The following is a 25,207-nucleotide window of genomic DNA, read 5'->3' as shown; positions in this document are numbered from 1 at the left end:
TTCATATTCCCAAAAAAGAGACGTATCATTTCAGAATTCCATAAAAAAAGCCCCCTGTTCAAAGAACAGAGAGCTTTAGGGTCTGGTTGGTTATTGTTAAATTTAGACCCTTGGTAGATCGCCATCTCCCTTTAGTGGGAGATTGGAGTCTCCCATTAGAAAGCTGTCCACGTGATGTGCTGCCTGTCTGCCTTCAGAAATGGCCCAAACAATAAGGGATTGTCCTCTTCTTTGGTCCCCTGCAACAAATACACCTGGCACATTGGTTTTATAATCTTTGGCCGAAGCATTGATGTTGGTCCTTGGGTCAAGTTCCAGTCCTAGCTCATCGGCTATAGTGGTCTCAGAACCGGTAAATCCTAGAGCCAGTAAAGCCAAATCGCATTCCCATTCCTTTTCTGTGCCCTCAACTTCCTTTAAAACGGGTCGTTGTCCGGGTACTTTTTCCCAAACCACTTCAGCAGTGACCAAACCGTTAAGGTTTCCATTTTTATCTCCAACAAATTTCTTGGTTGAAATACTGAAAACACGATCCGCCCCTTCTTTGTGCGAAGTACTGGTACGAAGTCGCATGGGCCAAAACGGCCAAGGTTGACCCTCTGGACGTTCTGGAGTGGATTTGGGCATAATCTCAAAATTGGTTACCGAAACTGCCCCATGTCTTATGGAAGTTCCAATGCAGTCAGAACCGGTATCTCCACCTCCAATGACGATTACCTTTTTCCCTTCAGCTGACAATTCTTCTCCTTTGTACGGAATACCATCCACTTTTCTGTTGTTTTGTGGCAGAAAATCCATAGCCTGGACAACACCTTTCAAGTCTGCCCCAGGAATGGGAAGTCCTCTTCTAACAGTTGCCCCTCCGCAGAGTACAATGGCATCATAATCGTCGCGAAGTTGTGAAGCCGAAACATCTACACCGACATGGACTCCAGTTTTGAAAAAGATTCCTTCGGCTTCCATCACTTCCAATCTTCGGTCAATAATATGTTTCTCCATCTTGAAATCAGGAATTCCATAACGAAGCAATCCACCTACTTTTTCATCCCTTTCAAATACCGTAACGGTATGCCCAGCCCTATTTAGTTGTTGGGCGGCGGCCAAACCGGCCGGTCCCGATCCTACAACCGCAACTTTTTTATCTGTTCTGGTTGTGGGAGGCTCTGGGATGATCCAACCATTTTTAAAGGCCGTCTCCACAATATTTTTTTCAATATTTTCAATAGAAACAGGATCCTCGTTAATACCCAAAACACAGGCTTCCTCACAGGGAGCAGGGCATAGCCTACCTGTAAATTCCGGAAAATTGTTCGTTGAATGAAGAATCTTTGTGGCCTTTTCCCATTTTCCTTGGTAAACGGCATCGTTAAAATCAGGAATGAGATTTCCAAGAGGACATCCGCTGTGGCAAAATGGGATACCGCAGTCCATGCAACGTGCACCTTGGTCTTTAAGTTCCTTTTCCTTTAACGGAATGGTGAATTCCTTATAGTTTTTGATTCGCTCTTTGACAGGGGCATAGCCTTCATCTTTCCTATCAAATTCCATAAATCCAGTCGTCTTTCCCATGGCTCAAATTATAAGGTTTGTAATTTTTCTTTTTCCAATCTGATCAATGCTTGTCGATATTCTTCTGGGAAAACTTTGATGAATTTTGGGAGATACTTTTCCCAATCCTCCAAGATTTCTTGCGCCAGTGGGCTTAAGGTGGCATTGTAATGGTTTTCAATGAGCTCTTTCAATTGCTTGATATCATTGTCTTCTTCTACATCCAATAGGTTGAGCGTCTCACCATTGCATCGCTGTTCAAACGTTCCATCCGTATCCAATATGTAGGCGATTCCTCCACTCATTCCCGCGCCAAAGTTTCTTCCAACGGATCCCAAAATAACGGCAACTCCACCAGTCATATATTCACATCCATGATCTCCAATACCTTCCACAACCGCTTTGGCTCCAGAATTTCGAACACAGAAACGCTCCCCGGCCTTTCCATTAATATAGGCTTCTCCTGAGGTGGCTCCGTATAAGGTTACGTTTCCAGTTATGATATTTTCCTCAGGTTTCAAGGTTGACTTGTCCGGGACTTTAATGATCAATTTAGCGCCGGAGAGTCCCTTTCCTAGATAGTCATTGGTGTTGCCATTGACCACCATAGTGAGTCCCTTTGTGGCAAAAGCTCCAAAACTTTGTCCAGCAGAACCAGTAAAGTTGATTTTGAGTGTATTCTCAGGAAGTCCCTCAGCCCCATAGATTTTGGAAATCTCGTTACTGATAATGGCTCCTACCGCCCTGTTGGTGTTATAAATTGGGAAATCCAAAACGGTTTTCTCTTTTCTAAACAAGGCAGGGTGCGCTTGGGCAATGATGTCAAATTCAATGGAATCTTCAATACCATGTACCTGCTTTTGGGTGTTATGGAATTTTGTTCCTTTCGGCACATCAACCTGATAAAGAATCGGCGTAAGGTCTATCCCCGCAGCCTTGTAGTGCTCAATGGCCTTTTTTCTGTCCAGTTTTTGTACTTGACCCACCATTTCGTCCACGGTCCTAAACCCAAGTTTGGCCATAATTTCCCGTAATTCTTGGGCTACGAAATACATATAGTTGACTACATGTTCAGGCTTCCCTTTGAATTTTTTGCGTAATTCCGGGTTTTGCGTGGCAATTCCCACGGGACATGTATTCAGGTGGCATACGCGCATCATAATACATCCTGATGCTACCAATGGGGCTGTGGCAAAACCAAACTCTTCAGCTCCCAAAAGACAGGCTACGGCAACATCCCTTCCTGTTTTTAGTTGGCCATCACATTCCAACACAATCCGATTTCGAAGGTCGTTCAAAACCAACGTTTGTTGTGCTTCCGCGATACCCAACTCCCAAGGAAGTCCTGCATGTTTTAGGGAAGTCAAGGGTGAAGCACCCGTTCCGCCATCAAAACCTGAAATAAGAATAACATCCGCTTTCGCCTTGGAAACCCCAGCAGCAACGGTTCCTACCCCAACTTCGGAAACCAATTTCACGTTAATTCGGGCATCTTTATTGGCAGATTTAAGGTCGTAAATTAACTGGGACAAATCCTCAATGGAATAAATATCGTGATGGGGAGGAGGTGAAATAAGCCCAACATATGGAGTGGAATTCCTGGTTTTGGCGATAGCAGGATTCACTTTAGGTCCTGGCAATTGCCCACCTTCACCTGGTTTGGCCCCCTGTGCCATTTTAATTTGGATTTCCTGAGCGTTGGTCAAATAGTTGGAGGTGACGCCGAACCTACCTGAGGCCACCTGTTTAATGGCACTGTTCTTCCAATCCCCTGTTTGATTTTTATAGAAACGAGCCGAATCCTCACCGCCTTCTCCCGAATTGCTTTTTCCTCCGATACGGTTCATGGCAATCGCTAGATTTTCATGGGCTTCCTTGCTAATGCTTCCATAAGACATGGCCCCTGTTTTGAAACGTTTTACGATTTCAGTCCAAGGTTCCACCTCCTCAATTGGAATGGGGTCGTAGTTCGAAAACTCGAACAATCCCCGGATGGTCATTAAGTTTTTGGACTGCTCATTCACCAACTCGGAATACTCTTTATAAGTCTCCGGCTCGTTATTGCGTACCGATTTTTGAAGTTTGGCGATGGTCAATGGATTGAACATGTGCTTTTCACCATCCCGTCTCCAACGGTACTCTCCACCAATCTCAATATCCAGATTGGCCGCTAATTCCTGATTTTTGAATGCCTTTTTATGGCGCTTGGCAACCTCCTTTTCAATCTCATATAATCCTATACCCTGGATTCTTGTGGGGGTATTTGGAAAATATTTGCCCACTACTTTGGTATTGATTCCAATGCACTCGAACAACTGCGAGCCGCGATAGGAATTCAATGTGGAGATTCCAATTTTGTTCATCACTTTTAGAATGCCTTTTCCAATGGCCTTGTTATAGTTATGGATGGCTTCCTCAAAGGTGTATTCCGTAATGTCGTTTTCTTCAATTTGTTCTCCTATGATCTCATTGACCAAGTAGGGGTTGATGGCACTTGCACCAAAACCGAAAAGCAGGGCAAAATGATGAACCTCCCTGGGTTCAGCAGATTCCACTATGATGCTCAGTTTAGAACGCTTGCCCATTCGGCTTAAACCGCTGTTTACATAAGAACAGGCCAGGAGTGCGGGAATGGCCGCCATTTCCGAGCTAACCATCCTGTCTGATAAAATAATAATGTTGGTGCCTTCGTCAATGGCATCTGAGGCTTGCAGCAGAACGGAATCCAAAGCCTCTTCAATTCCATTGTGTCCCTTGGCAATTTCATACAAGATGGAAATGGAAACTACCTTATAATCGGGACTGGCGTCATAATTTTTTATTTTATCCAAATCCTCTTTGGAGATTACGGGATTTTGGATTTTTAGTTTACGGCAGTGCAGCTCATTGATTTCAAACAGATTTTGATCACTACCTAGGGTAAGACTGATATCGGTAATCAATTCTTCCCTAATTCCATCCAAAGGTGGATTGGTCACCTGCGCAAATAACTGCTTGAAGTAGTTGTAAATCAGCTGTGGGCGTTCGGACAGTACCGCGATAGGGGTGTCGGAGCCCATTGAGCCAATCGGTTCCTTCCCATTTTTGGCCATGGGAAGAATAATGGTGTTGATGTCCTCTAAGGTATAGCCAAAAGCTGCCCTTCGGGTTTCCAATGGAAACTCGCCATAAAAAACAGGACAGTCATTATATGGAATATCTTTTAGGTGTACCAGATTATTTTTTAACCATTTTTGGTACGGATGCCTTTTGGCAATGGCTTCTTTTATTTCCTCGTCATTAACGATACGTCCTTCTTCCATGTTCACCAAGAACATTTTACCAGGTTCCAGTCTTCCATGGAATTCAATATCCTCAGGCTGTAAATCCACCACCCCGGTCTCAGAGGACATGATTACATATCCTTTTTTGGTCACCGAATATCTTGATGGGCGCAGTCCATTTCGGTCTAAAACTGCCCCAATATAATTTCCATCAGTGAAGGGAATGGAAGCAGGTCCGTCCCAAGGTTCCATCAAACAAGAGTTGTATTCGTAGAAGGCTCTTTTAGACTCGGACATTTCGGTATTCTTCTCCCAAGCTTCGGGTACCAACATCATCATAACTTCGGGCAAAGAGCGACCTGTCATCAATAGTAGTTCAACAACCATGTCCATACTAGCGGAGTCGGATTTTCCAGGTAACACTACTGGGAGGATATTTTTTATTTCATCTCCAAACCAATCACTTTCCAATAACTCCTGACGTGATCGCATTCTGGAGACGTTGCCTCTTAGCGTGTTGATTTCCCCATTGTGACACATATATCTGAAAGGCTGTGCCAAATCCCAAGTTGGAAACGTATTGGTGGAAAACCTTTGGTGTACCAAAGCCAAGCGGGTAACAACCCTAGAATCCAACAAATCCTGATAGTATCTACTGATATCTTGCGGAACCAACAATCCCTTGAAAATGATAATTTTTGTGGAAAGGCTTGGCAGATAGAAGAACTGACTTTGGGATAATTTGCTTTTGATTATGGTGTGCTCGGTTACCTTTCGTGCGATGAAAAGTTTCAAATTGAACTGGAAATCATCCAAATCATCAACTTTACCTATAAACACTTGTTTTACGAAAGGTTCTGTCTCCGCTGCAATTCTTCCGGGCACAGATCGGTTCACAGGAACATCCCTCCATCCCAACAGTTGCAATCCCTGCTTTTTGATGTTTTCCTCTAGTGTCGCTATGCAAAAATCACGTTGATTTTCCTTTTGCGGTAGAAAGACATTGCTCACGGCATACTCTCCTGCTTTGGGAAGCTCAAAGGGGCATACCTCGGTAAAAAAGTCGTGGGGAATATCAATAAGAATACCTGCACCATCCCCGGTTTTTCCATCCGCACTTACAGCACCTCTGTGTTCCAATTTATCCAGGATCTCGAGTGCCTTGTGAATTATGTCGTTTGATTTCTTTCCTTTTAGACTGCAAATAAAACCTGCGCCACAATTGTCATGCTCAAATTCAGGCAGGTATAACCCTTGTTTTTCCAACTTCCTCATCATTATGGTATTTGTTCAAAAATATCATTTTTGATAAAGAAAAGGCATGGTTTTCAAGCAAATGCAACTAATTCATCAACGTTTGTGTAAATGCTTTAAAAATTATGCAAATTAAAAATTTGGGGAATCGATAATTATGATAATCTCAATTTTAGGGAAGGCCTAAGCATAGTTTAGCTGAAATCAAGGGGGTGTTAAGAGCGATGCCTAATAATGTTCAACTACTGAACACCAATGCAGAGGGGTGAAACATGACAATTATCAGGTTTTTACATATGACCCCCTAAAAAAGAGGGGGTGACTTAAATGGAAGAATTGAAAATTTAATCTTTTAGGATACTTCTGGAGATTACCATTTTCTGAATCTCGGAAGTCCCTTCATAGATTTGGGTGATTTTGGCATCGCGCATAAGTCGCTCTACATGGTATTCCTTTACAAATCCATTCCCACCGTGTATTTGAACGGCCTCTACTGCAGTTTCCATGGCAACCTCCGAGGCATATAACTTAGCCATTGCACCGGATAAGGAGTAGTCCTTCCCCGAATCTTTATCGCAAGCTGCTTGGTAAACCAAATAGCGGGCTGCCTGTATTTTGGTGTGCATATCTGCAAGTTTAAAGGCTATGGCTTGGTGATTGGCAATCTCAGTACCAAAGGCTTTTCGTTCTTTGGCGTATTTTTTGGAAAGCTCATAGGCCCCAGCTGCAATACCCAAGGCTTGTGCCGCGATCCCAATCCGACCACCTGAAAGGGTCTTCATGGCGAATTTGAACCCAAATCCATCTTCACCGATTCGATTCTCTTTTGGAACTTTCACATCGTTGAAGATCAAAGAATGGGTGTCACTTCCTCGAATACCCAATTTGTTTTCTTTTGGGCCAATCTCAAAACCGTCCATTCCCTTTTCCACAATTAAAGCATTGATGCCACGGTGACCCTTATCGGCATCTGTTTGGGCAATCACCAAATAGAATTCGGCAGAACTTCCATTGGTAATCCAATTTTTGGTGCCATTTAATATGTAATGGTCTCCTTTATCTATGGCTGTTGTTTTTTGCGAGGTTGCATCTGAACCTGCTTCCGGCTCCGAAAGACAAAATGCGCCGATGACCTCACCAGAGGCCAAGCGGGTAAGATACTTTTCTTTTTGTGCTTCCGTGCCAAAAGTTTCGAGTCCCCAGCAAACCAATGAATTGTTTACCGAAACCATGACGGAAGCTGAAGCATCTACTTTGGACAATTCTTCCATAGCCAAAACATAGGATAGGGTATCAAGACCACTGCCTCCATATTTTTCATTCACCATCATTCCCATAAATCCAAGGCCAGCCATTTTTTCAACCAGTTCCCATGGAAATTTTTGCGCATCATCCCGTTCAATGATTCCGGGCAATAGCTCATTTTGGGCAAAATCCTTGGCCGCTTGCTGTATCATCAGTTGTTCTTCAGAAAGTGAAAATTCCATAAAATTGAGAAATAGTTAAAAAAGGGATACAAATATAGCTTTTAGATGGTTATTTTTCATCAAAAAACCCATTAAAATGAGAATAACCTAATTCAATGAATGGGATTTTGAATCTAATAAACGCTGATCTAATTTTCTGGAACGAAGATTATGTGGGAAAATCCATTTTGAATATCTTTAGCAACAAGCTCGGCTGAAAAGCTGGGGCAGTTTCAACTTCTTAAACCAACTAACTATGGAAACCATCCTCATTGCCATATTTGTCTTAGGCTATTTAGCTATTACCCTGGAACACAACCTTAAAATAGACAAGCTGATACCAGCTTTGGCCATGATGGCCATTCTCTGGGCCATGATGGCATTTGGAATTGATGGGTTTACCACATGGTTTGATTCCGGGAAGCATGCCTTATTGGATGGTTTTGGTGATCTGGGGCATGAGGATAAAATGCACATGCTGGAAGAGACCCTTTTACATCACTTAGGTAAAACCTCGGAGATCTTGGTGTTTCTATTAGGCGCCATGACCATTGTGGAAATCATTGATTATTTTGATGGATTCGCTACCATTAAATCTTATGTGAAGACAAGGAGCAAACGTAAAATCCTTTGGATATTTGCCTTTTTGGCCTTCATTCTTTCCGCGATCATAGACAACCTTACGGCCACTATTGTTTTGGTTTCCATACTTCAAAAGGTTATTAGGGACAGAAATGTTAGAATTTGGTATGCCGGTTTGATCATAATCGCTGCGAACGCTGGAGGGGCATGGTCTCCCATTGGGGATGTTACCACCACCATGCTCTGGATTGGAAACAAGGTTACCACCGCTAAGTTGATTGGCTACTTATTGGTGCCTTCACTGGTTTGTATGTTGGTGCCTACCTTTATCGCCTCCTTTATGTCCGCATTTAGAGGTGAAATAGACTTGGAAGAAGCAACTCCCGCCAAATCCAAATTTGGGGCCACTATGTTGTACCTAGGTTTGGGTGCGATTGTTTTTGTTCCCATTTTCAAAACGGTGACGCATTTGCCACCCTATGTGGGAATGATGTTGTCACTTGCCGTTGTGGCCACTTTTGCAGAAATCTACAGTAGCTCCAAAATTACCATTTCGTCTGTGGATCCTGAAAGTGATGCAGGGGCTCACCACAGTCCTGTGCACAGCGCCTTGACCAAGATAGAATTGCCCAGTATCCTATTCTTCCTTGGAATTTTGATGGCGGTTGCGGCCCTGGAATCTCTTGGATTGTTGTTCAACTTTGCAGAAAACCTAAAACAGAGTGTTGGCTTAATTGGCACCGAACTTGAAGGAACCCAGGTATCTGATTTAGTAGTGATTATTTTGGGAATTGGTTCTGCAATTATTGACAATGTTCCCTTGGTGGCAGCCAGTTTGGGAATGTTCTCTGAGCCCATGGATAATCCGTTGTGGCACTTTATTGCCTATTCAGCTGGTACTGGAGGTAGTATGTTGATCATTGGTTCTGCTGCTGGTGTGGTGGCCATGGGAATGGAAAAAATCGACTTCTTCTGGTATCTTAGAAAAATAGCATGGTTGGCCTTCATAGGATTTATTGCGGGCGCCATTTGCTTCATTGGAATGCGATATTTTTTCTAAAAAATACTTTAGCTCAAAAATCTCCGTTATTATTGCAACTAAAATTGGGGATTTTATATGATTATTTTTCAAGATTTGGAAGAGGGATCCGAGATTGCAGCTGCTATTTCGGAGGAAAAAACCCTTTCTGTTATTGACCTTATCGTTAATGGGGGAACAGGAAGTGTTGTTATCATAATGGTACTTTTTGTACTTCTTTTTGTAGCACTCTACATTTACTTTGAGCGCATTTTTGCAATTAAAGCAGCATCAAAGATTGACAAAAACTTTATGAACCAAATTCGTGACCACGTCATGAATGGAAAGTTGGATGCTGCCAAAATTTTGTGTGCCCAGACCGATTCACCGGTGGCCAGATTAACTGAGAAAGGTGTTTCGCGTATTGGAAAGCCGTTGGATGATATTAATACGGCTATAGAAAATGCAGGTACCTTGGAGGTTTACAAACTGGAAAAGAATGTAAGTGTCTTGGCCACAGTAGCAGGAGCGGCACCCATGATAGGTTTCTTGGGGACTGTGATTGGTATGATTTTGGCATTCCACGAAATGGCAAGTAGTGGCGGACAAGCAGAAATGGGATCTTTGGCATCTGGAATTTATACAGCTATGACCACAACTGTTGCCGGTTTGGTGGTTGGTATCATTGCATATATCGGATATAACCACTTGGTGAACAGAACAGATAAAGTGGTTCATAAAATGGAAGCCAATGCCGTGGAGTTTTTGGATTTATTGAATGAACCCATCTAGCGTTCAGACATGAAATTAAAGGGAAGAAATAAAGTAAGTCCAGAGTTTAGCATGTCGTCAATGACAGATATTGTATTCTTGTTGTTGGTGTTTTTTATGTTGACCTCAAATGCTCCCAATGCACTGGATTTACTGTTGCCAAAGGCCAAAGGGAAATCGACGAACACCCAAAACGTTTCAGTGACCATCAACAAGAATCTGGAATATTTTGTGAACAATGAGCAAATTAGCTCAGAATACATTGAAATTGAATTAAAAAAGGCACTAAAAGGGCAGGAGAAGCCTACAATCATTCTTAGGGCAGAACAGAGCGTAGCCATTAAAGAGGCAGTAAACGTTATGGATATAGCCAACAGAAACAGTTACAAGGTTATCTTGGCGGTGCGGCCAAAATAATGTCATTTTTAGATACGAGACACAAGAAAAAATCCTTCACACTTACCACTTTGTTGTTAAGTGCTTTACTTCTATTGCTTTTTTATATTGGGCTCACCTATTTGGATCCACCCATTGAAAATGGGATTGCAGTAAATTTCGGCACTACAGATTTTGGTAGCGGGCAGGTCCAACCTAAGGAAAAAGTGCGGTCGGAGCCTAAACAGGTGAAAACCGAACAAATTCCAGAACCCGTTCCAGAGCAGGCGGAACCGGAACCTGTGGCACCACCTGAACCTGTGGAAAAGGTAGTGACCCAAGACAACGAGGAAACCATTCGAATAAATCAACAAAAAGAAGCCAAAAGAAAGGCTGAAGAAGCTGAAAGAAAAGCAAAGGTCGAAGCAGAGCGGATCGCTCGGGAGAAGCAGCAGGCCGAAGAACGCAAAAGAAAAGAGCAGGAAGCTAAAAAGAAAAGCTTGGATGCACTAATCGGTGGAATTGGCAAATCTGATGGCAAAACCACTGGAAGTGAGGGCGACGATAATAGGCAGGGCGACAAGGGCCAACCAGATGGAGATCCCTATGCAACCAGTTATTATGGAGCGCCAGGTAGTGGAAGTGGGACAGGCGGTTATGGACTCAATGGACGTTCCTTGGTAAGCAAGGGTAAAGTGCAGCAGGAATGTAATGAAGAAGGCCGTGTAGTAGTCAGAATTGTTGTGGATAGAAATGGAAGGGTAGTAAAAGCAACTCCCGGAGTCAAAGGAACTACCAATAACGCACCTTGTTTGCTAGATCCTGCACGAAAAACCGCTCTCTTGCACAAATGGAACCTGGATTCCAATGCGCCATCGCAACAAATTGGCTTTGTTGTGGTCAACTTTAAGCTGGGGCAATAACACCATGACTTACGAGGAAACCCTGGATTGGATGTTCCAACAGCTTCCCATGTACCAACAAAAAGGGCAAGTGGCGCTTAAGGACAAGTTGGATAATATTCTGGCCTTTTCAGAGGTCTTGGGAAATCCCCATCAAAAATTTAAGAGCATCCATGTAGCGGGAACCAATGGCAAGGGATCCAGCAGCCATATGTTGGCTTCTGTTTTGCAGGAAGCGGGCTATAAGGTGGGATTATATACTTCTCCCCATTTAAAGGACTTTCGGGAGCGTATCCGAATCAATGGGAAAAAAATCGGGAAGAAATCCGTAAAAAACTTCGTCAAAAAGCACAAGTCATTTTTTGAACACAACGAGCTCTCTTTTTTTGAGATGACCGTTGGGATCGCTTTTCATTATTTTGCCAAAAAGCAGGTAGACATTGCTGTTATTGAGGTTGGTCTTGGCGGACAATGGGATTCTACAAACATTATTGTGCCAGAAGTTTCCCTGATTACCAATATTGGTTTGGATCACACCCATATTTTGGGGGATACGCTGGAGAAAATTGCCTTGGAAAAGGCAGGTATAATCAAGAAGGAAATTCCTGTGGTCATTAGTGAACGGCAACCGGAAACCGAAGGGATATTCAATATAATTGCTGCTAAGAAAAATTCGAGCATAAGCTTTGCAGAGGACACCACCATCGAAAACTATAAAACAGATTTATTAGGAGACTACCAGATTAAAAATATCAAAGGCGTGGTGAGTGCCTTAAAAGTGCTGAAGGGATTTAAGATTAAAAAACGCCATATCAGGGAAGGATTGAAAAAAGTGGCTGCTAATACGGGTTTATTGGGAAGATGGCAGGTGTTGGGCGAACATCCCTATCTGGTATGTGATGCTGCACATAACAAGGAAGGCCTGCAATTGGTATTGAACCAGATCACATTGCACAAGTTTGAAAAACTGCATATGATACTTGGTTTTGTGAACGATAAAAATTTGGAAGATGTACTTGGTCTTTTTCCCAAGAAAGCGACTTATTACTTCGTAACACCTAACATTCCAAGGGGACTTGCTGCCAACAATTTAAGAGATACTGCTAAAGAGTTCGGATTGGAAGGAGAAGCTTTTGATTCCGTTAAAAAAGGACTTGACCAAGCCTTAAAACATGCTGGAAAGAAAGATTTTGTCTACGTGGGAGGGAGTACTTTTGTGGTTGCCGAAGTTGTTTAATCCAAGGTTTGTTGCTAATTATCACAGACCCAGCATGGCAAAAAAACTGGCTTTATAGCTTTCTCCAATAGGAATCCGTATATCGTTGATCACGATTCTGTTCCGTTGCACGGTTTTGATACACGTCACGTTGACTACAAAGGACTTATGAACCCTCAGGAACTGGTTGGAAGGTAATTTGTCCAACATTTCCTTGAAACTCATGAGTGTAAGTATGGCTTTGTTGGAGCCTGCAATATGGACTTTCAGATAATCCTTTAGACCTTGGATATACTCAATCTCGTTGAGGTCAATTTTGATGCTTTCATATTCCGCTTTCACAAAAATGTACTTCTGTGCTTCGTTGGTGTCACCATATGATGGGAACACATTGCTGCTAACCGGTTTTTTCTTGTAGGTCAAAATTTCCTTGGCTCTTGAAACCGCTTTGATAAATCGATTGTAGGGAATAGGCTTCACCAAATAGTCCACCGCGTTTAAATTGAATCCTTCAACCGCGTATTGCGAGTATGCTGTGGTAAAAATGAACATGGGCTTGTTATCCAAGGATTTGATAAAATCGATTCCACTGATTTGGGGCATATCAATATCACAGAAGATGAGGTCTATTTTCTCTTCCTGTATGGTTGAAATGGCCTCTAAGGGATTGGTAAAGGAACTTTTTAGTTCAATAAAATCCACTTTTTGGCAATAATCGGCCAAAACATCTATTGCCAACGGTTCATCATCAATAATGATACAAGTCATACGCTTCATGTTTACAGATAAAGGTTTAAGGTTACGCAATAGGTTTCACCATCATTTTTTACTTCCAGTTCATGGGATTCTGGATACAAAAGGTTCAATCGATTCTTTACATTCTGCAACCCCACCCCAGAACTTTTCTTTTGTTTTCGGAAAGTGCCTATCCTATTTTCTACCTTAAAATATATAGACCCATTTTCTATCAAAAGGTTTATTTCAACATAGGTTTTTCCCTCATAATCGGTTCCGTATTTGAATGCATTTTCTATGAAAGAGATAAAAAGCAAGGGTGGAATTACCTTGTTTCTGTCTTCACCGGATATTTTCAATTTTACATTGACGCTGTCCGATAACCGCAACCTTTGAAGCTGGACATAGTTTTTGATGTATTCCAGTTCCTTTCGCAACGGAACAAGGTCCTTATCCGCCTCATACAGCATGTACCGCATTAATTCCGAGAGATTGATAATGGCCTCAGAGGTGTCTTTGGAACTTTTGGCCGACAAGGAGTAGATAGCATTTAAAGAGTTGAATAGAAAGTGGGGATTGAGCTGTGTTTTTAAAAACTGGAGCTCGGAGCTTGTTTTTTCGCTTTCCACCTTTTTCCTTAACTCTTCATTTTTGCCCCATTCTATGTACACCCGCAACAAGGCACTTACAAAAAAAGGGGTGCTTAAAACAAGCATGGTAAATATTTGATTGAAAAAGGGATTGTCCCGATATCTATAAAACCTGCCAGGGGGAAAGTCGGACAACTTTGGAGGAGCTGCGGTAATTTCCGGAATACTGGCAGGGCTACTTATAAACTTTGGAGCTCTTGGCGGATAGCAAAGATTTAGGACAAGACTAACCGCGGTAATCAGTAAAAAACAAATAAGAACATAGGTAAGCGTTGTTCGTTTGAGCAGGACTCGGGGAACCAGAAAAAAATAGTTGAAATAAAACAGCACCATAATCGCTATAAGCCGAACGGGCATGCCCCGCGGAACCCTGCGGTACTCGAATATGTACGGGAACAGAAAAAGCACTGCAATGGATGCCCATAAGAAAAAATGGATTAGGAATTGGTTGATATGTTTCCTTTGAATGTACACCAACAAATCATTACCGTTTTAGTGTAACTATGTTTAGTTTTCTGAGCTCTTCAATGCTCACTTCGGGGTTTATTCGGTTTTTAAGCTTGGATGCTACCAAAACCGATACCTTCCTTGCGTCTCCATAGGATTGAAATGGCATCTCTCCATTTATGGCAGGAATGGACTCCTGTTTGACCAACAACTTTTCCCCAACCCAGATGAGATACCCATAACCTTCTTCAACCTTAACAACTTCGGACCGTAATGAGGTACTATCTTCAAGCTTGTTCCCATTGAAAAAAGCGTGGTATGCACAAAAAGCGATTATCGAAAGTAGTGGAATTCTCAAAAACTTGCCCATAACTGTTAAAATTGCTGTAAAAGGGCCAGGTCATCGCACCTGGCCCTGATCATTCATAACCTAAAAACCACTCATTATGAAAACTTAATCTTCCTCGTTGTATTCTTCAAAAGGGAAAAACTCGTCCAAATCATCCAAGTAGAGGCTTCCCGTTCTACCTAAGCCTACAAATGCCCTTGAACCGTTGGTAAATGCAATGGCATCTTGGCGCGTGGAACCTTCAAAATTGGTTTTGGCCTCCCAGGTATCCGAAGTAGGGTCGTATTCCCAAACCGACGTGGTGGGACCATTGATTTCTCCGCAGGCCACATAACCATATCCGTTAATGGAAAAACCAACCGCATTACCGCGTTCAATGCTATAGTCATCCTCTTCGTCCAGGTCTGTTTTTTTGGTCCAGCTCTCATCAGAAGGGTCAAAAACCCAAAAATCCTCCAGGTAAATACCATTGGATACCCCAGTTCCAAGATAGACCAGGCCATTGATGGTGAAGGTTGTCGCCGACCTTCTTTTGTTTCCTCCAAAACCTACCAATTCAGACCAGGTATCCGAGGAAGGGTCGTATTTCCAGAAATCCTTCTTATCGTTCTCCCCATCATAGCCTGTTCCAAAGTAGCCATAGCCATTGGCGGAAAAGGCCACTGCACTTCTTCTTTTTGTTTCTGAAATGGAGGCAATGGGGGACCAAGAGTTGCTGTTGGGGTCATACGCATAAAAATCGTTCAGTTCGTCCACCCCATCATAACCAGAACCAATATATCCTGTGCCGTTAATTTGGAATCCCACTGCTGCATTCCTAGCCGCTCCCGGAAAATCTGCCTTTTGTGACCAATAATCCCCATCCAGGTCGTAAGCCCAAAAGGAGTTTAAGTAATCATCTCCGTCGTAACCTACTCCCATATAGCCCATATTGTCTATGGTGAATCCAGAAATTCCACTTCTTGGACTCCCGTCAAAGACAGACCGATTTATCCAATTACCCAAATCTTCGTCTTCTTCGTCCGTGGAACAGCTCACAAAAAGGGCAGTGGAAATAGCTAGCAAGGATGCCAGTTTAGAGTATTGTATTGCTTTTCTCATGACAAACATTTTAATTTTTAGCCAAAGGTAATTTTCCGCCCATCGGTCCAATCAGGGAATATATAAAGTTGGCTTTTTAACATATGAAAAGGGAAATTCCATCTACGAACAGGGAAAACGGCTTCATAGGGAAATACAAGGCATTTGTCTTAAAAGAAGAAGTGTTGGTCTATCGGCATTTTAGTGCCGAATGGAGGCCGCTACTTTTACCGCAAACAAAAAATTATGAAAAATGCTTTGTGGATATTGTTCCCGTTTCTCGCGGGACTCCTTTCCTGTAATGATGAGAATTTGAACGAATCCGATTTTTTGGCTGGGGAAGCATTTACGGATAGCAATGTTAGGGTGGTGCTTATAGATACGCTTACTATTGACATGTCTACCCTGAAAATGGATAGTATTGTGACCAGCCAGGCCACGCGAATGTTGGTTGGCCAATATAGTGATCCTGTTTTTGGAACTGTAAGGGCGGCAAGCCATATGGGATTAATCCCCTCCGAATACGCCATTGATGTGGAAGCTGAATACGATAGTATAACCCTCCATTTAAATTTTGACGGCTATTACAACAATGATACCACTCTCACCAACACGATTCATGTTAAACGACTGCTTAAAACTTTGCGCCCTGCGGAAGGGGATAATTTTTACAATACAAGCACGGTTGAATACTTCGATGAAGATTTGGGCATATTTACTTATGATCCCAGACCGATTGAGGCGGATACCCTGGAAGTTAAACTGGACGATGCCCTTGGGCAAGACCTTTTTGGAAAGTTGCAGGACAATCTGATTACCAACGCCGATGAATTTGTTGACTATTTCAAGGGAATTGCATTGCTGCCGGGTATGGACGACGATGGTTCCGTTATTGGGTTTTCCAAAGAAATTGGGGCGAGTTTTATACGAATTCATTTTGGGATTGCCGAGGAGGATGAAAGGACTTTGGACCATATTGATCTTCAACTCAACCTGAACGATACTCCAGTCCCATTTTTCAATCAAATTAGTGCTGAAGCGCCTATTGACCCACTGCAGACACTTACAGATCAAGAAATCAATCTAAGCAGTCATGACGCCGCTGGGCAAAGTTTTATCCAATCGGGGTTGGGAATTACTACAAGAGTTGAATTTCCATCCCTAAAAAGCATCTATGAAATAAACGGTCAGGGAACTATCATGGATGCCATTTTAAAGATTAAACCGGTTGCTGGGTCTTATAATGATGAGCTAATACTTAGGGACGGATTTTCGGTTTTTATTGTAGACCGTAATAATGATGTGATAGCACAATTGGCTATTGATGAAATTTTCCCCGTCACTGGCGTACTCAATCGGGATAATGAGGAGTTTAATGACATCTTTTATGAGATATCCCTGGTGAATTACTTGGATGAGCTATTACAGGCGGAATATGAAACTGGTGAGGCACTGATCCTACTTCCGGAAGATTTTGGTTCCACTGTGGATCGGTTTGTCCTTAACGGAGCTGGATCGGCAGAACATAACGCGCAACTAGAACTAACCTATGCCATTTATGATGAAGATGACAATTAAGATACCAATTGCAGTGGCTTTTCTGCTTTCCTTGGGTCCGTTAGCCGCCCAATCCGAAGGATTGACAAGTAGTCCCTATTCACTTTATGGACTGGGAGCGATAAACCAGACGAGTATAGGCGCAGCTAACAGTATGGGTTATTCTGGGATTGGGCTTCGGACGGATTCGGGGATCAATAACCTAAACCCGGCAACCTATGCCTTGATTCCCCAAAACTCATTTTTTTATGATGTTGGCGTGGTGGGAGAGTTCAATTCCTTCGAAAATCAGTCCGATACTGAATCCAAAACCACCCTTAATTTTTCCAATCTGGCCTTCGCTTTCAGAATCGAGGAGCGACTGGGTGCGGGTATTGCCCTGATTCCATACAGCGATGTGGGTTATTCGTTGCTTGGAATCCAAACCAACATTGAGGGTTCCAGCGAGGTTTTTGAAAGCAATGTTACGGGTTTGGGTGGCTTGAACGACCTTCGGGTGAACATAGGGTATGGCCCAACGGAAAAAATCAGATTGGGTTTTAGCGCATCCCTCCTGTTCGGAAACATTGAGGAAAACGAATTTCTCCAGGTGGGCAGTGGCAGTTTGGAAATCACTGAAACTACCAATTACAGTGGTTTCCGATTTGGTTTTGGCGCCCAATTGGATCTAACCAAGAAAATTACACTTGGAAGCACGATTCAACTGCCCGTTTCCCTAACCGGAAATCTTGTGCGATCCGCCAATAAAACAATACTGGATTCTGAAATAGTTGTAGCAGAAGATGAAGGAGGCAGTGTGGACAGCTTTAGGCTCCCGTTGGAATTTGGAGTGGGGCTTGGCGTTCAACTAACCGACTTTCTGGCCATGAGTGCGGATTATAAAAGGAACTTTTGGAATGATACCAATCAGACCGAAAGCATAGGCGCCTACCAAGATCAGGATATCTATGCGTTGGGATTTGAGTATGTAAAGAACCCCATGGGGCGGAAATACAGTGAACGGATCAGGTTACGGACCGGGATAAATTATGACAATGGATATTTGGCAATCAATGACCGAAAGATTGAGGGTTACAACTTCACCTTGGGTGTGGGGCTGCCAACGGGCAGGTTTGCCAATTCCCTTTTAAATTTGTCCTATAGCTATGGTTCCAAAGGGCAAATTGAGAATGTATTGGTGCAAGAAAACTACCATGTTTTAACGCTTAACTTTAGTTTGGAAGACCTTTGGTTCAAAAAAAGAAAGATCAACTAGAACCATGACGAAAAGAAATTAAGTGACCGTAGCTTTTAAGCGTATCTTTTTTGTTTTATTTCTTTTGGGAGAACAGAAAACTATTCTATATTTGCACTCCCATTTGGAAAATGGAATGGGCGCGTAGCTCAGTTGGTTCAGAGCACCTGGTTTACACCCAGGGGGTCAGGGGTTCGAATCCCTTCGCGCCCACGTTAAGAGTTAATGTAAAAACAAAACCTTGCACATCTTATTGATTTGCAAGGTTTTGATGTTTTTAGGCGACCATTTAATTTGGTTTGATATGATATGTTTTGGTCTGCAATTCGGTTAGTAAAATAATTTTTGAAAAGTGTTAACCGAATAAACCTGTAATTATCTGTTTTACAATGATTTAAGATTTGGCTTTCGTAGGTGATTTTCTTTTAATTTAACACAAAACCTATGAGAACTCGGTCAACATTTTCCATCAGTTTCTGGATTAGTACCTCAAGAAGGGATGATGAAACTGCAAAAATTTATGCTCGCATCACTATTGATTCTCAGCGAGTGAATCTTAGCTTAAAGTACACCATCGCGGTAAATACTTGGGATAGGAAAGCATCAAGAGTAATTGGTCGTACAAGAGAAGCCAAAGAAATCAATGCTTATTTAAAGGAGGTAGAATCAGAACTTTTTAGATGCTATAGAGAGTTACGATCCCGTTTACCCCATATCACCCCACAGATGGTAAAAGCACATTATTTTGGTGAAGATGAAAGCCAAATTACCATGACAGCACTTTTTGAGTATCACAATACTCATAGTGCCCATATTCTGAGCAGGGCAACCTTAAGCCATTACAGGACCACCCAGAAATACCTATTAAAGTATATCAAGAAACAATATAAATGTGAAGACTACAAATTGTCGCTACTGGATCATCCATTTATTGTAGGTTTTGAAACATTTTTACGCAAGTTACATCCACTACATTACCATGGAAAGCTCTCAAATAATGGCGCGATGAAACATGTCCAAAGATTACGTAAAATGACCACCATGGCGGTTCATAATGAATGGATTGAAAAGAACCCATTTCAAAAGTTTAAGGTCAGGATGGAAAAAAAGGAAAGAGAGTTTTTGACATTGAAAGAACTCCAAAATATACAAGACTACCATACGGTAATAGAGCGGTTGCGAATTGTAAAGGACTTGTTTGTGTTCAGCTGTTATACAGGTATCTCCTATTGTGACGTAATGAACCTGAGCGAAGATAATCTTGTGATAGGTATTGATGGCAAAAATTGGATTAGTACTAAGAGGCTAAAAACCAAAAATTCGTTTAAACTACCTTTGATAGGGCCAGCATTATCAATCATAAAAAGGTACCAATATCATCCAAAGAGAAATACTGGCAAGCTTTTTCCCAGAATTTCTAATCAAAAATTAAACAGTTACTTAAAGGAGGTTGCAGATGCCTGTGGCATAACAAAGAATATCACTTTCCATATGGCACGACATACATTCGCAACCACAATTACTTTGAGCAATGGGGTGCCTATTGAAACAGTATCCAAAATTCTTGGGCATACAAGATTGGCGACTACCCAAATTTATGCACGAGTATTGGATAGAAAAATCAGTGAAGATATGGGCGGTTTGGAAAAAATTCTTAATAACAAGTTGTCAGATTCAATTGCGGTTGAGTAAAAGTTTTCATTTTAGCATCGTCTTAACGACTCTAGGAGGAATGGTAAGAAGGTAGCATGCTAGATTTCTACTAGTTGGTTTTCCTTCGTAAAAATCCTGTTTATATAGGTTTGAAGATTATCAGAGTTTTAAAATGAGTTGTCACAAAAGCATTAAAGATTTCTAATAAAACTTAATAATTTTTCACAATATTACCTGTAAATATCCAGGTTGACGACATTAAAATAGTTAGAACAAAGCAGAAGAAAGTACTTGCAAGTTAAAGGAATAATAGTTTTATCCGTGCAATAACATTTGAAAGAACATAGATTTCTAAAGAAGAGAGACCTACCTTGTTCAGTAAATTAGTTTGGCAAGGTTATGCGCTTGCAACATTCCACTTCGTTCCGTTCGTTATTATTAAAGTTGTCTTACTGATAGAGTTGATTATTTGATAAAGATCGGGAGATTTCTGATTTCCAAAACCCCTTTATTTTAGTTATTACTAAATTATTCTACCTATTGAATTGAATCCAGTACATCAAGTTGATATTCTGTTGATCCATACCAGTGTTGTTTACCAAAATCTGTCAAACTGAATACAAACTCCTCTTTCCCTTTTGTTTGGTTTTTTAACCATAATAATGAATTTTTTGGAACCTGATCAAAGCTCAAAATAGTATCAGAGCTAATTTGGGAACCCAATGATTTCCAATCATGATCCCAATATAACATCTCGTATTCATCACCAAGTAAAATATGGTTTTCGTCGTTTCTGGATTGAACTTTGATTGAGTTAATAATTGTCGGAACGCCAAAATCGTATTTTAATTTGATACCCTTGGCAGAGATAAAAGAAAGACTAGAAGAATCGGAAAGGTTTTTGAGGTCAACATAATTATTTGGCGAAGATTCCAAGTTTTTCCATGAAATACTTTTATTGTGTATGTTCTGAGGAATGAAGGTGGCTAAATCAATAGACTTTTCAGCAGGACATTTTAATGTGTAGTATTTGAAAGGTTGTTGATTGTCAAATTCTAAAATCAATTCATGAGTTGAATCGAATCCCTCAATTTTCAGCAAATCGACAAATCCATCCTCACTTTGGACATTAGAACCCTGAAAAACACAATCGTTTATCGAACTTTTCCATTTAAGTTTTTTCATTTTTGTTCTTACCCAAAATGGGGGGTACTTTCTTGCTATTTCTGTAGACTGGTGCTTATTTTCTGAAGGCTTAAAGAACCTTATCTTTCCGTTATCATTTAATACAAATGGATAGTTTAAAGGTATTTTTTTCTGCCCTTTGTCAACATACATATGATAAACTATATTACTGCTAACATTTGTGAAGCGTGCGGTATTTTTATCTATTGAACTTACTCTATCAATTGTAAACCATTTTTCACTCACATCAAATACACCGATATATACTTCTTCTCTAATTGCTTCTTCTTTATTCATTATTATAGGCACGTCAATATCGTGTGTTGGTTTATATAATTCCGTAATGTCAATATGATTATTGCGGTAGTCAAATGACCTTCTGTAAATTTTTGGGATACTCGAAATCCGATATAGGCTTCTTATTCTTTCAAACTCAAACCCTACGCTTATGGATTCAAAACCGCTTGGGGTTATATAAAAAACCCAAAAATGTGGAGCAGCCGAATGCCTGTTGCCAAATTTTAACGAGTAATCAGTCCCAGCTGGTATCCCGATTGCTCTTAGAGCAGAAACAAGATAATTGCAAATGTCACTGCAATTACCAAATTTAGTCATGTCCATTTGGCTAAGAGATTGAGGTCCAGGTAGTTTGTCTTGATTGCCCCACACGGCATATAGACCTATGCTATTATAAATTTGTTCTACTCTATCATTAATATTGTTTTCATCAAGTCCATTCAGCAGATGAGAATATCTATTATATAATTCTCTTCTTTTACCATACTCCAGGGGTTCGTTCCCAGCCCGGTAAGGCAATACAAATTGTAAAAAGGTCTTGAAATCAATTGATTTGCTCATAGGATTGCTGTTGTATGCATGAAATGCCATTTCGATGTTCTCAATTAAAAATCTTGAATCTAAACTTTGCAAATCATTTTTTAAATGCGTGTAAGCTGTAAATTCGTAGTTGTTTGTTATTGAATCGATAGCTCGATTGAAAACATTTGAAACATATTTTGTTACATGCGATAAGGGAACAGAATCATTATCGTTCGATAAATTGCTTCGAGCTTCTGCTGCTTTGAAGAACGCTGGTAAAAAAGCTGGATCAATTTCTGTACCATTGTGATATTTCATATTTTCCAGTAAAAAGTAAGCTGCTTCGGTTCTCAAACTATCTCCTTTGTTTTTACTATAGGTGTGGATAACCTGCATTAACTCTTTCTTGTTTTTACCGGCACTTTTTAAATTCTTTTTGACATTATCAGGAATTCCAGATTCCAAATCGTTACATGAAATAAATGAAGTACTTAGTAAAATCATTATTAGAGTTTCCAATACTAGCAGAATTGGTTTTTTATCAGTAAACGTTGCATGATTCATTCTGGAAAGATTAATATACAAAGCAAACAGGTTTGAAAAGACTCATAGAAACTTAAAACCATTGTATCTTTTTATTTATCCAAGTTGTTAGACGTAGCTTTAGGAATTGTCAAACAACTAACACTAGAAATGTTTGGATTCAATTCAGTGGTATCCAATTAACTAATAGCACAATGTCAGATACCTGCCTAGATATCCTAACATCGATAATGTAAATTAGAAAAGAAAATATTTCTTATTTCGATATGATTAATAGTAAAAAACTAATAATAAATAAATATTATACTTATATAAATGTAGTAAAATAAATGTTAATATTTGTTTGATTTAAATTCTGTTGACTTCATGGATGTAATTGATTCCTGGAATATTCCATAGTAGCTAGTAGCTAGTAGCTAGTAGCTAGTAGCTAGTAGCAAGTGTATAGTCCACTATGAACATCCTCGTTTTTTTTGAGTGATCTACGCTTCCTCGGAACAACTGTCGTTTCATTTTTAAGGGAATCTTGAACTCATCCGAAGGATGGTTTTATTATTACATTATTCCCATAATATCATCATCATTTGTTATGAGATATTGTTTAGTTAGTTGTGTTAGAATATTGTTTTAAAACTTGGATCATTTCTGTTTTTATTTCTTCTATTGCTATCGAGGGGACTTTAACTTCTTTTTGCAGGACTAGCTGTGCCTTTTCTACGGCTTTTTGGCTCTGACCAGATTCTTCATATAACTTGACCAATAGATAATCGGGGTAAAATCTATTGGGAACCATATCTGCTGCTTGTTGGTAGGCCCTTTCAGCCCTTTTGTAATTCTTGATAGTTTTGTGGGCATCCCCAAGGGCCATTTCAATTATTGTATTGTTCAAATAATGTTTAGCCTGGTTAAGGACTACTATTGCCTTGTTATTTTTTCCGGCCATTACCAATGCCTTACCATAGTTCATCAAAACCTGCCCATCCCTTCCCAGTACCGTCGATACACTCTTAAATTTTATTAAGCTGGTAGTATATGATCCGTAATTGTATGCGTTTATTGCTAACTGCCAATTTCGGAATTCACTTTCTACTTTTTTTATGTAAATATATGTTCCTTTCAACATTAGCAAAATAAAGGAGACAGCCACCAACCTTGACAATTGTTTACAGGTTTTTCCCCAATTAGGGGGGTAATTGATATTAAAAACAATCTTTTTCTTGTCCATAGTTGCCAGGGATGAAGTTGCCCAGACTGCAATCATTTTTATGGATAAAATTTGGGAGGGATAGGAAAACAGTCCAAAGATGAATATGGTGAGCAATGTTGCAATGCAAATGAGTTTTAAGATTTTTTCTTTTTCTAACACTTTTACTTTAAAAATTAAGAAGGACACCACTATGGTAAGGACAAATCCTATAAGGCCATTCTCAATTAAAATTAGGAGCGGCTCGTTAAAGATATAGTATGTGTTATCCGCTAATTCGTGCTCCTTATCGTGTTGGTTGTTACTAAAATATTTAGCCTGGATGTCCATGTAATGGGCATTAGTGCGATCAAAGCCGACCCCGAAAATCGGATTGGTCTTTATGAGATTTCCTGATACCTTCCAAATTAATATCCTTCCATCAGCTGATACTTTTTTAAAATTGTATAATTGCAAGGCTCCGCCTATAACCAATGCGGTGGTCACAACTAGAATGGTAATTTTTCTCTCGCCTGTTAAAGATTTAAACCATTCAAGCACTTTATACTTTATTAACAACAATAATGTGGACCCGACTATTACCGCTATCCAGGCGGCCCTTGATTTTGTTGAGGGTAATACAACTGCAATGGATACAAGACCGATAAGAGGTACATACTTGATTAATAAACTTATAAAAAAAACCATTTTTGAATTTTCCCAAACCCTCCTTGATTGGAAGAAAGAGGTGACTTTATCTTTGAACAAATACATCCCAAAGGAAGGGGTCCAACATGTAGCTAAAAATCCAGCATAGGGCCCTGGGTTAAAATAACTACCACTAATAGCAAACCTGGAATGTAAAGAAGGGAAATAGTTCAACAACTGAAGGTTTCCATAAATTGCTTGTACCGCACCTGACATTATTATTGCCATCGCCAAAAATATAATGCTTCTCCCTTTGAGAGCTCGTAGAATTAAATAAAGAATAAGTAAGCTCAAAAAATCTATAAAGCGGATGGAAAAACTGTAATTATTTTGGACAATGTACCTGTTGGACACAATGAACAAAAAGAGAATCAAAAGAGCGATATCTATCCATGAAACTTCAAATATTGCCATTTTACCTTGCTTGAAAAGAAAAATCATCGTGCTTAACCCTATTATGATTAAAAGTCCATAGACATGAAATATCGTTTTGGTTATCAAAGTTGATTGTTGCAGACTTTCATCATTTAGTGATGGAATCACTAAAAACAAAAGTATCAACGCAATAATTTTCATAGGGACTTTAGGAATCCTGTTGTAGCTATCTCTGACTATTTTGAAGTATGTAAAATTCAAAAATGGGCTTTTGTTGATATGAGTACGCAAATT

At 40.5% G+C, this 25,207-nt stretch carries 17 protein-coding genes and 1 tRNA gene; 9 read left to right on the top strand and 9 right to left on the bottom strand.

The window, feature by feature from the left end; translation table 11 throughout:
• Positions 1-102: 102 nt before the first annotated feature.
• The 3 genes from ACOOE0_RS01830 to ACOOE0_RS01820 all read right to left on the bottom strand — a co-directional run bounded on the left by ACOOE0_RS01830 (position 103) and on the right by ACOOE0_RS01820 (position 7,552).
• Positions 103-1,569, bottom strand: coding sequence for a glutamate synthase subunit beta (locus ACOOE0_RS01830; RefSeq protein WP_420400776.1), 1,467 nt, complete (start codon positions 1,567-1,569; stop codon positions 103-105).
• A gap of 8 nt (positions 1,570-1,577) precedes the next feature.
• Positions 1,578-6,086, bottom strand: a complete 4,509-nt coding sequence (gltB, locus tag ACOOE0_RS01825) for a glutamate synthase large subunit (RefSeq protein ID WP_420402191.1) — start codon at positions 6,084-6,086, stop codon at positions 1,578-1,580.
• Positions 6,087-6,409: 323 nt separating this feature from the next.
• Entirely contained in the window at positions 6,410-7,552 is a 1,143-nt protein-coding gene (locus ACOOE0_RS01820) for an acyl-CoA dehydrogenase (protein ID WP_420400775.1), read from the bottom strand.
• Positions 7,553-7,787: 235 nt separating this feature from the next.
• Here ACOOE0_RS01820 and nhaD point away from each other — a divergent pair, with 235 nt between their 5' ends.
• The 5 genes from nhaD to ACOOE0_RS01795 are packed head-to-tail and all read left to right on the top strand — an operon-like array spanning position 7,788 to position 12,416.
• On the top strand, positions 7,788-9,173 hold the full coding sequence (nhaD, locus tag ACOOE0_RS01815) for a sodium:proton antiporter NhaD (protein WP_420400774.1): 1,386 nt from the start codon (positions 7,788-7,790) through the stop codon (positions 9,171-9,173).
• A 57-nt stretch (positions 9,174-9,230) separates the two neighbouring features.
• Complete coding sequence (locus ACOOE0_RS01810) at positions 9,231-9,923, top strand: MotA/TolQ/ExbB proton channel family protein (protein WP_420400773.1); 693 nt, start codon at positions 9,231-9,233, stop codon at positions 9,921-9,923.
• A 9-nt stretch (positions 9,924-9,932) separates the two neighbouring features.
• Positions 9,933-10,319, top strand: coding sequence for an ExbD/TolR family protein (locus ACOOE0_RS01805; protein WP_420400772.1), 387 nt, complete (start codon positions 9,933-9,935; stop codon positions 10,317-10,319).
• The gene (locus ACOOE0_RS01800; protein ID WP_420400771.1) at positions 10,319-11,200 is read left to right on the top strand and encodes an energy transducer TonB; all 882 of its coding nucleotides are present in this window, start codon (positions 10,319-10,321) and stop codon (positions 11,198-11,200) included. Before ACOOE0_RS01805 ends, ACOOE0_RS01800 begins: the two co-directional genes overlap by 1 nt.
• 4 nt (positions 11,201-11,204) lie before the next feature.
• Positions 11,205-12,416: a bifunctional folylpolyglutamate synthase/dihydrofolate synthase gene (locus tag ACOOE0_RS01795; protein ID WP_420400770.1), complete on the top strand. Its 1,212-nt coding sequence runs from the start codon at positions 11,205-11,207 to the stop codon at positions 12,414-12,416.
• A gap of 21 nt (positions 12,417-12,437) precedes the next feature.
• On the opposite strand, the gene ACOOE0_RS01790 is transcribed toward ACOOE0_RS01795, so the two are convergent.
• The 4 genes from ACOOE0_RS01790 to ACOOE0_RS01775 form a co-directional block, all read right to left on the bottom strand.
• Positions 12,438-13,163 (bottom strand): LytR/AlgR family response regulator transcription factor, encoded by a 726-nt coding sequence (locus tag ACOOE0_RS01790; protein WP_420400769.1) that lies wholly within the window; start codon positions 13,161-13,163, stop codon positions 12,438-12,440.
• An 11-nt stretch (positions 13,164-13,174) separates the two neighbouring features.
• Complete coding sequence (locus ACOOE0_RS01785) at positions 13,175-14,254, bottom strand: sensor histidine kinase (protein WP_420402190.1); 1,080 nt, start codon at positions 14,252-14,254, stop codon at positions 13,175-13,177.
• Positions 14,255-14,264: 10 nt separating this feature from the next.
• A complete protein-coding gene (locus ACOOE0_RS01780) occupies positions 14,265-14,597 on the bottom strand; it encodes a DUF4907 domain-containing protein (protein WP_420400768.1) in 333 nt (110 codons plus the stop codon).
• An 84-nt stretch (positions 14,598-14,681) separates the two neighbouring features.
• Entirely contained in the window at positions 14,682-15,677 is a 996-nt protein-coding gene (locus tag ACOOE0_RS01775; RefSeq protein WP_420400767.1) for a Kelch repeat-containing protein, read from the bottom strand.
• A 225-nt stretch (positions 15,678-15,902) separates the two neighbouring features.
• Between ACOOE0_RS01775 and ACOOE0_RS01770 the strand changes: the two genes are divergently transcribed.
• The 4 genes from ACOOE0_RS01770 (at position 15,903) to ACOOE0_RS01755 (ending at position 20,139) form a co-directional block, all read left to right on the top strand.
• On the top strand, positions 15,903-17,234 hold the full coding sequence (locus tag ACOOE0_RS01770; protein WP_420400766.1) for a DUF4270 family protein: 1,332 nt from the start codon (positions 15,903-15,905) through the stop codon (positions 17,232-17,234).
• Positions 17,215-18,468, top strand: coding sequence for an OmpP1/FadL family transporter (locus ACOOE0_RS01765; protein ID WP_420400765.1), 1,254 nt, complete (start codon positions 17,215-17,217; stop codon positions 18,466-18,468). Before ACOOE0_RS01770 ends, ACOOE0_RS01765 begins: the two co-directional genes overlap by 20 nt.
• 117 nt (positions 18,469-18,585) lie before the next feature.
• Positions 18,586-18,660, top strand: a tRNA-Val gene (locus ACOOE0_RS01760).
• 231 nt (positions 18,661-18,891) lie between these two features.
• The gene (locus ACOOE0_RS01755; RefSeq protein WP_420400764.1) at positions 18,892-20,139 is read left to right on the top strand and encodes a site-specific integrase; all 1,248 of its coding nucleotides are present in this window, start codon (positions 18,892-18,894) and stop codon (positions 20,137-20,139) included.
• A 498-nt stretch (positions 20,140-20,637) separates the two neighbouring features.
• Here the strand turns inward: ACOOE0_RS01755 and ACOOE0_RS01750 are convergent, their stop codons facing one another.
• Positions 20,638-22,668, bottom strand: coding sequence for a transglutaminase-like domain-containing protein (locus tag ACOOE0_RS01750; RefSeq protein WP_420400763.1), 2,031 nt, complete (start codon positions 22,666-22,668; stop codon positions 20,638-20,640).
• A 580-nt stretch (positions 22,669-23,248) separates the two neighbouring features.
• A complete protein-coding gene (locus tag ACOOE0_RS01745; protein WP_420400762.1) occupies positions 23,249-25,114 on the bottom strand; it encodes an O-antigen ligase family protein in 1,866 nt (621 codons plus the stop codon).
• Positions 25,115-25,207: the final 93 nt, after the last annotated feature.

Origin of the sequence: Flagellimonas sp. (genome assembly GCF_965215805.1) — a bacterium.
In the GTDB taxonomy this organism is placed as follows: Bacteria; Bacteroidota; Bacteroidia; order Flavobacteriales; family Flavobacteriaceae; genus Flagellimonas.
The sequence above is the reverse complement of the archived record's forward strand: the minus strand, read 5'-3'. Positions and strand labels throughout refer to the sequence as shown.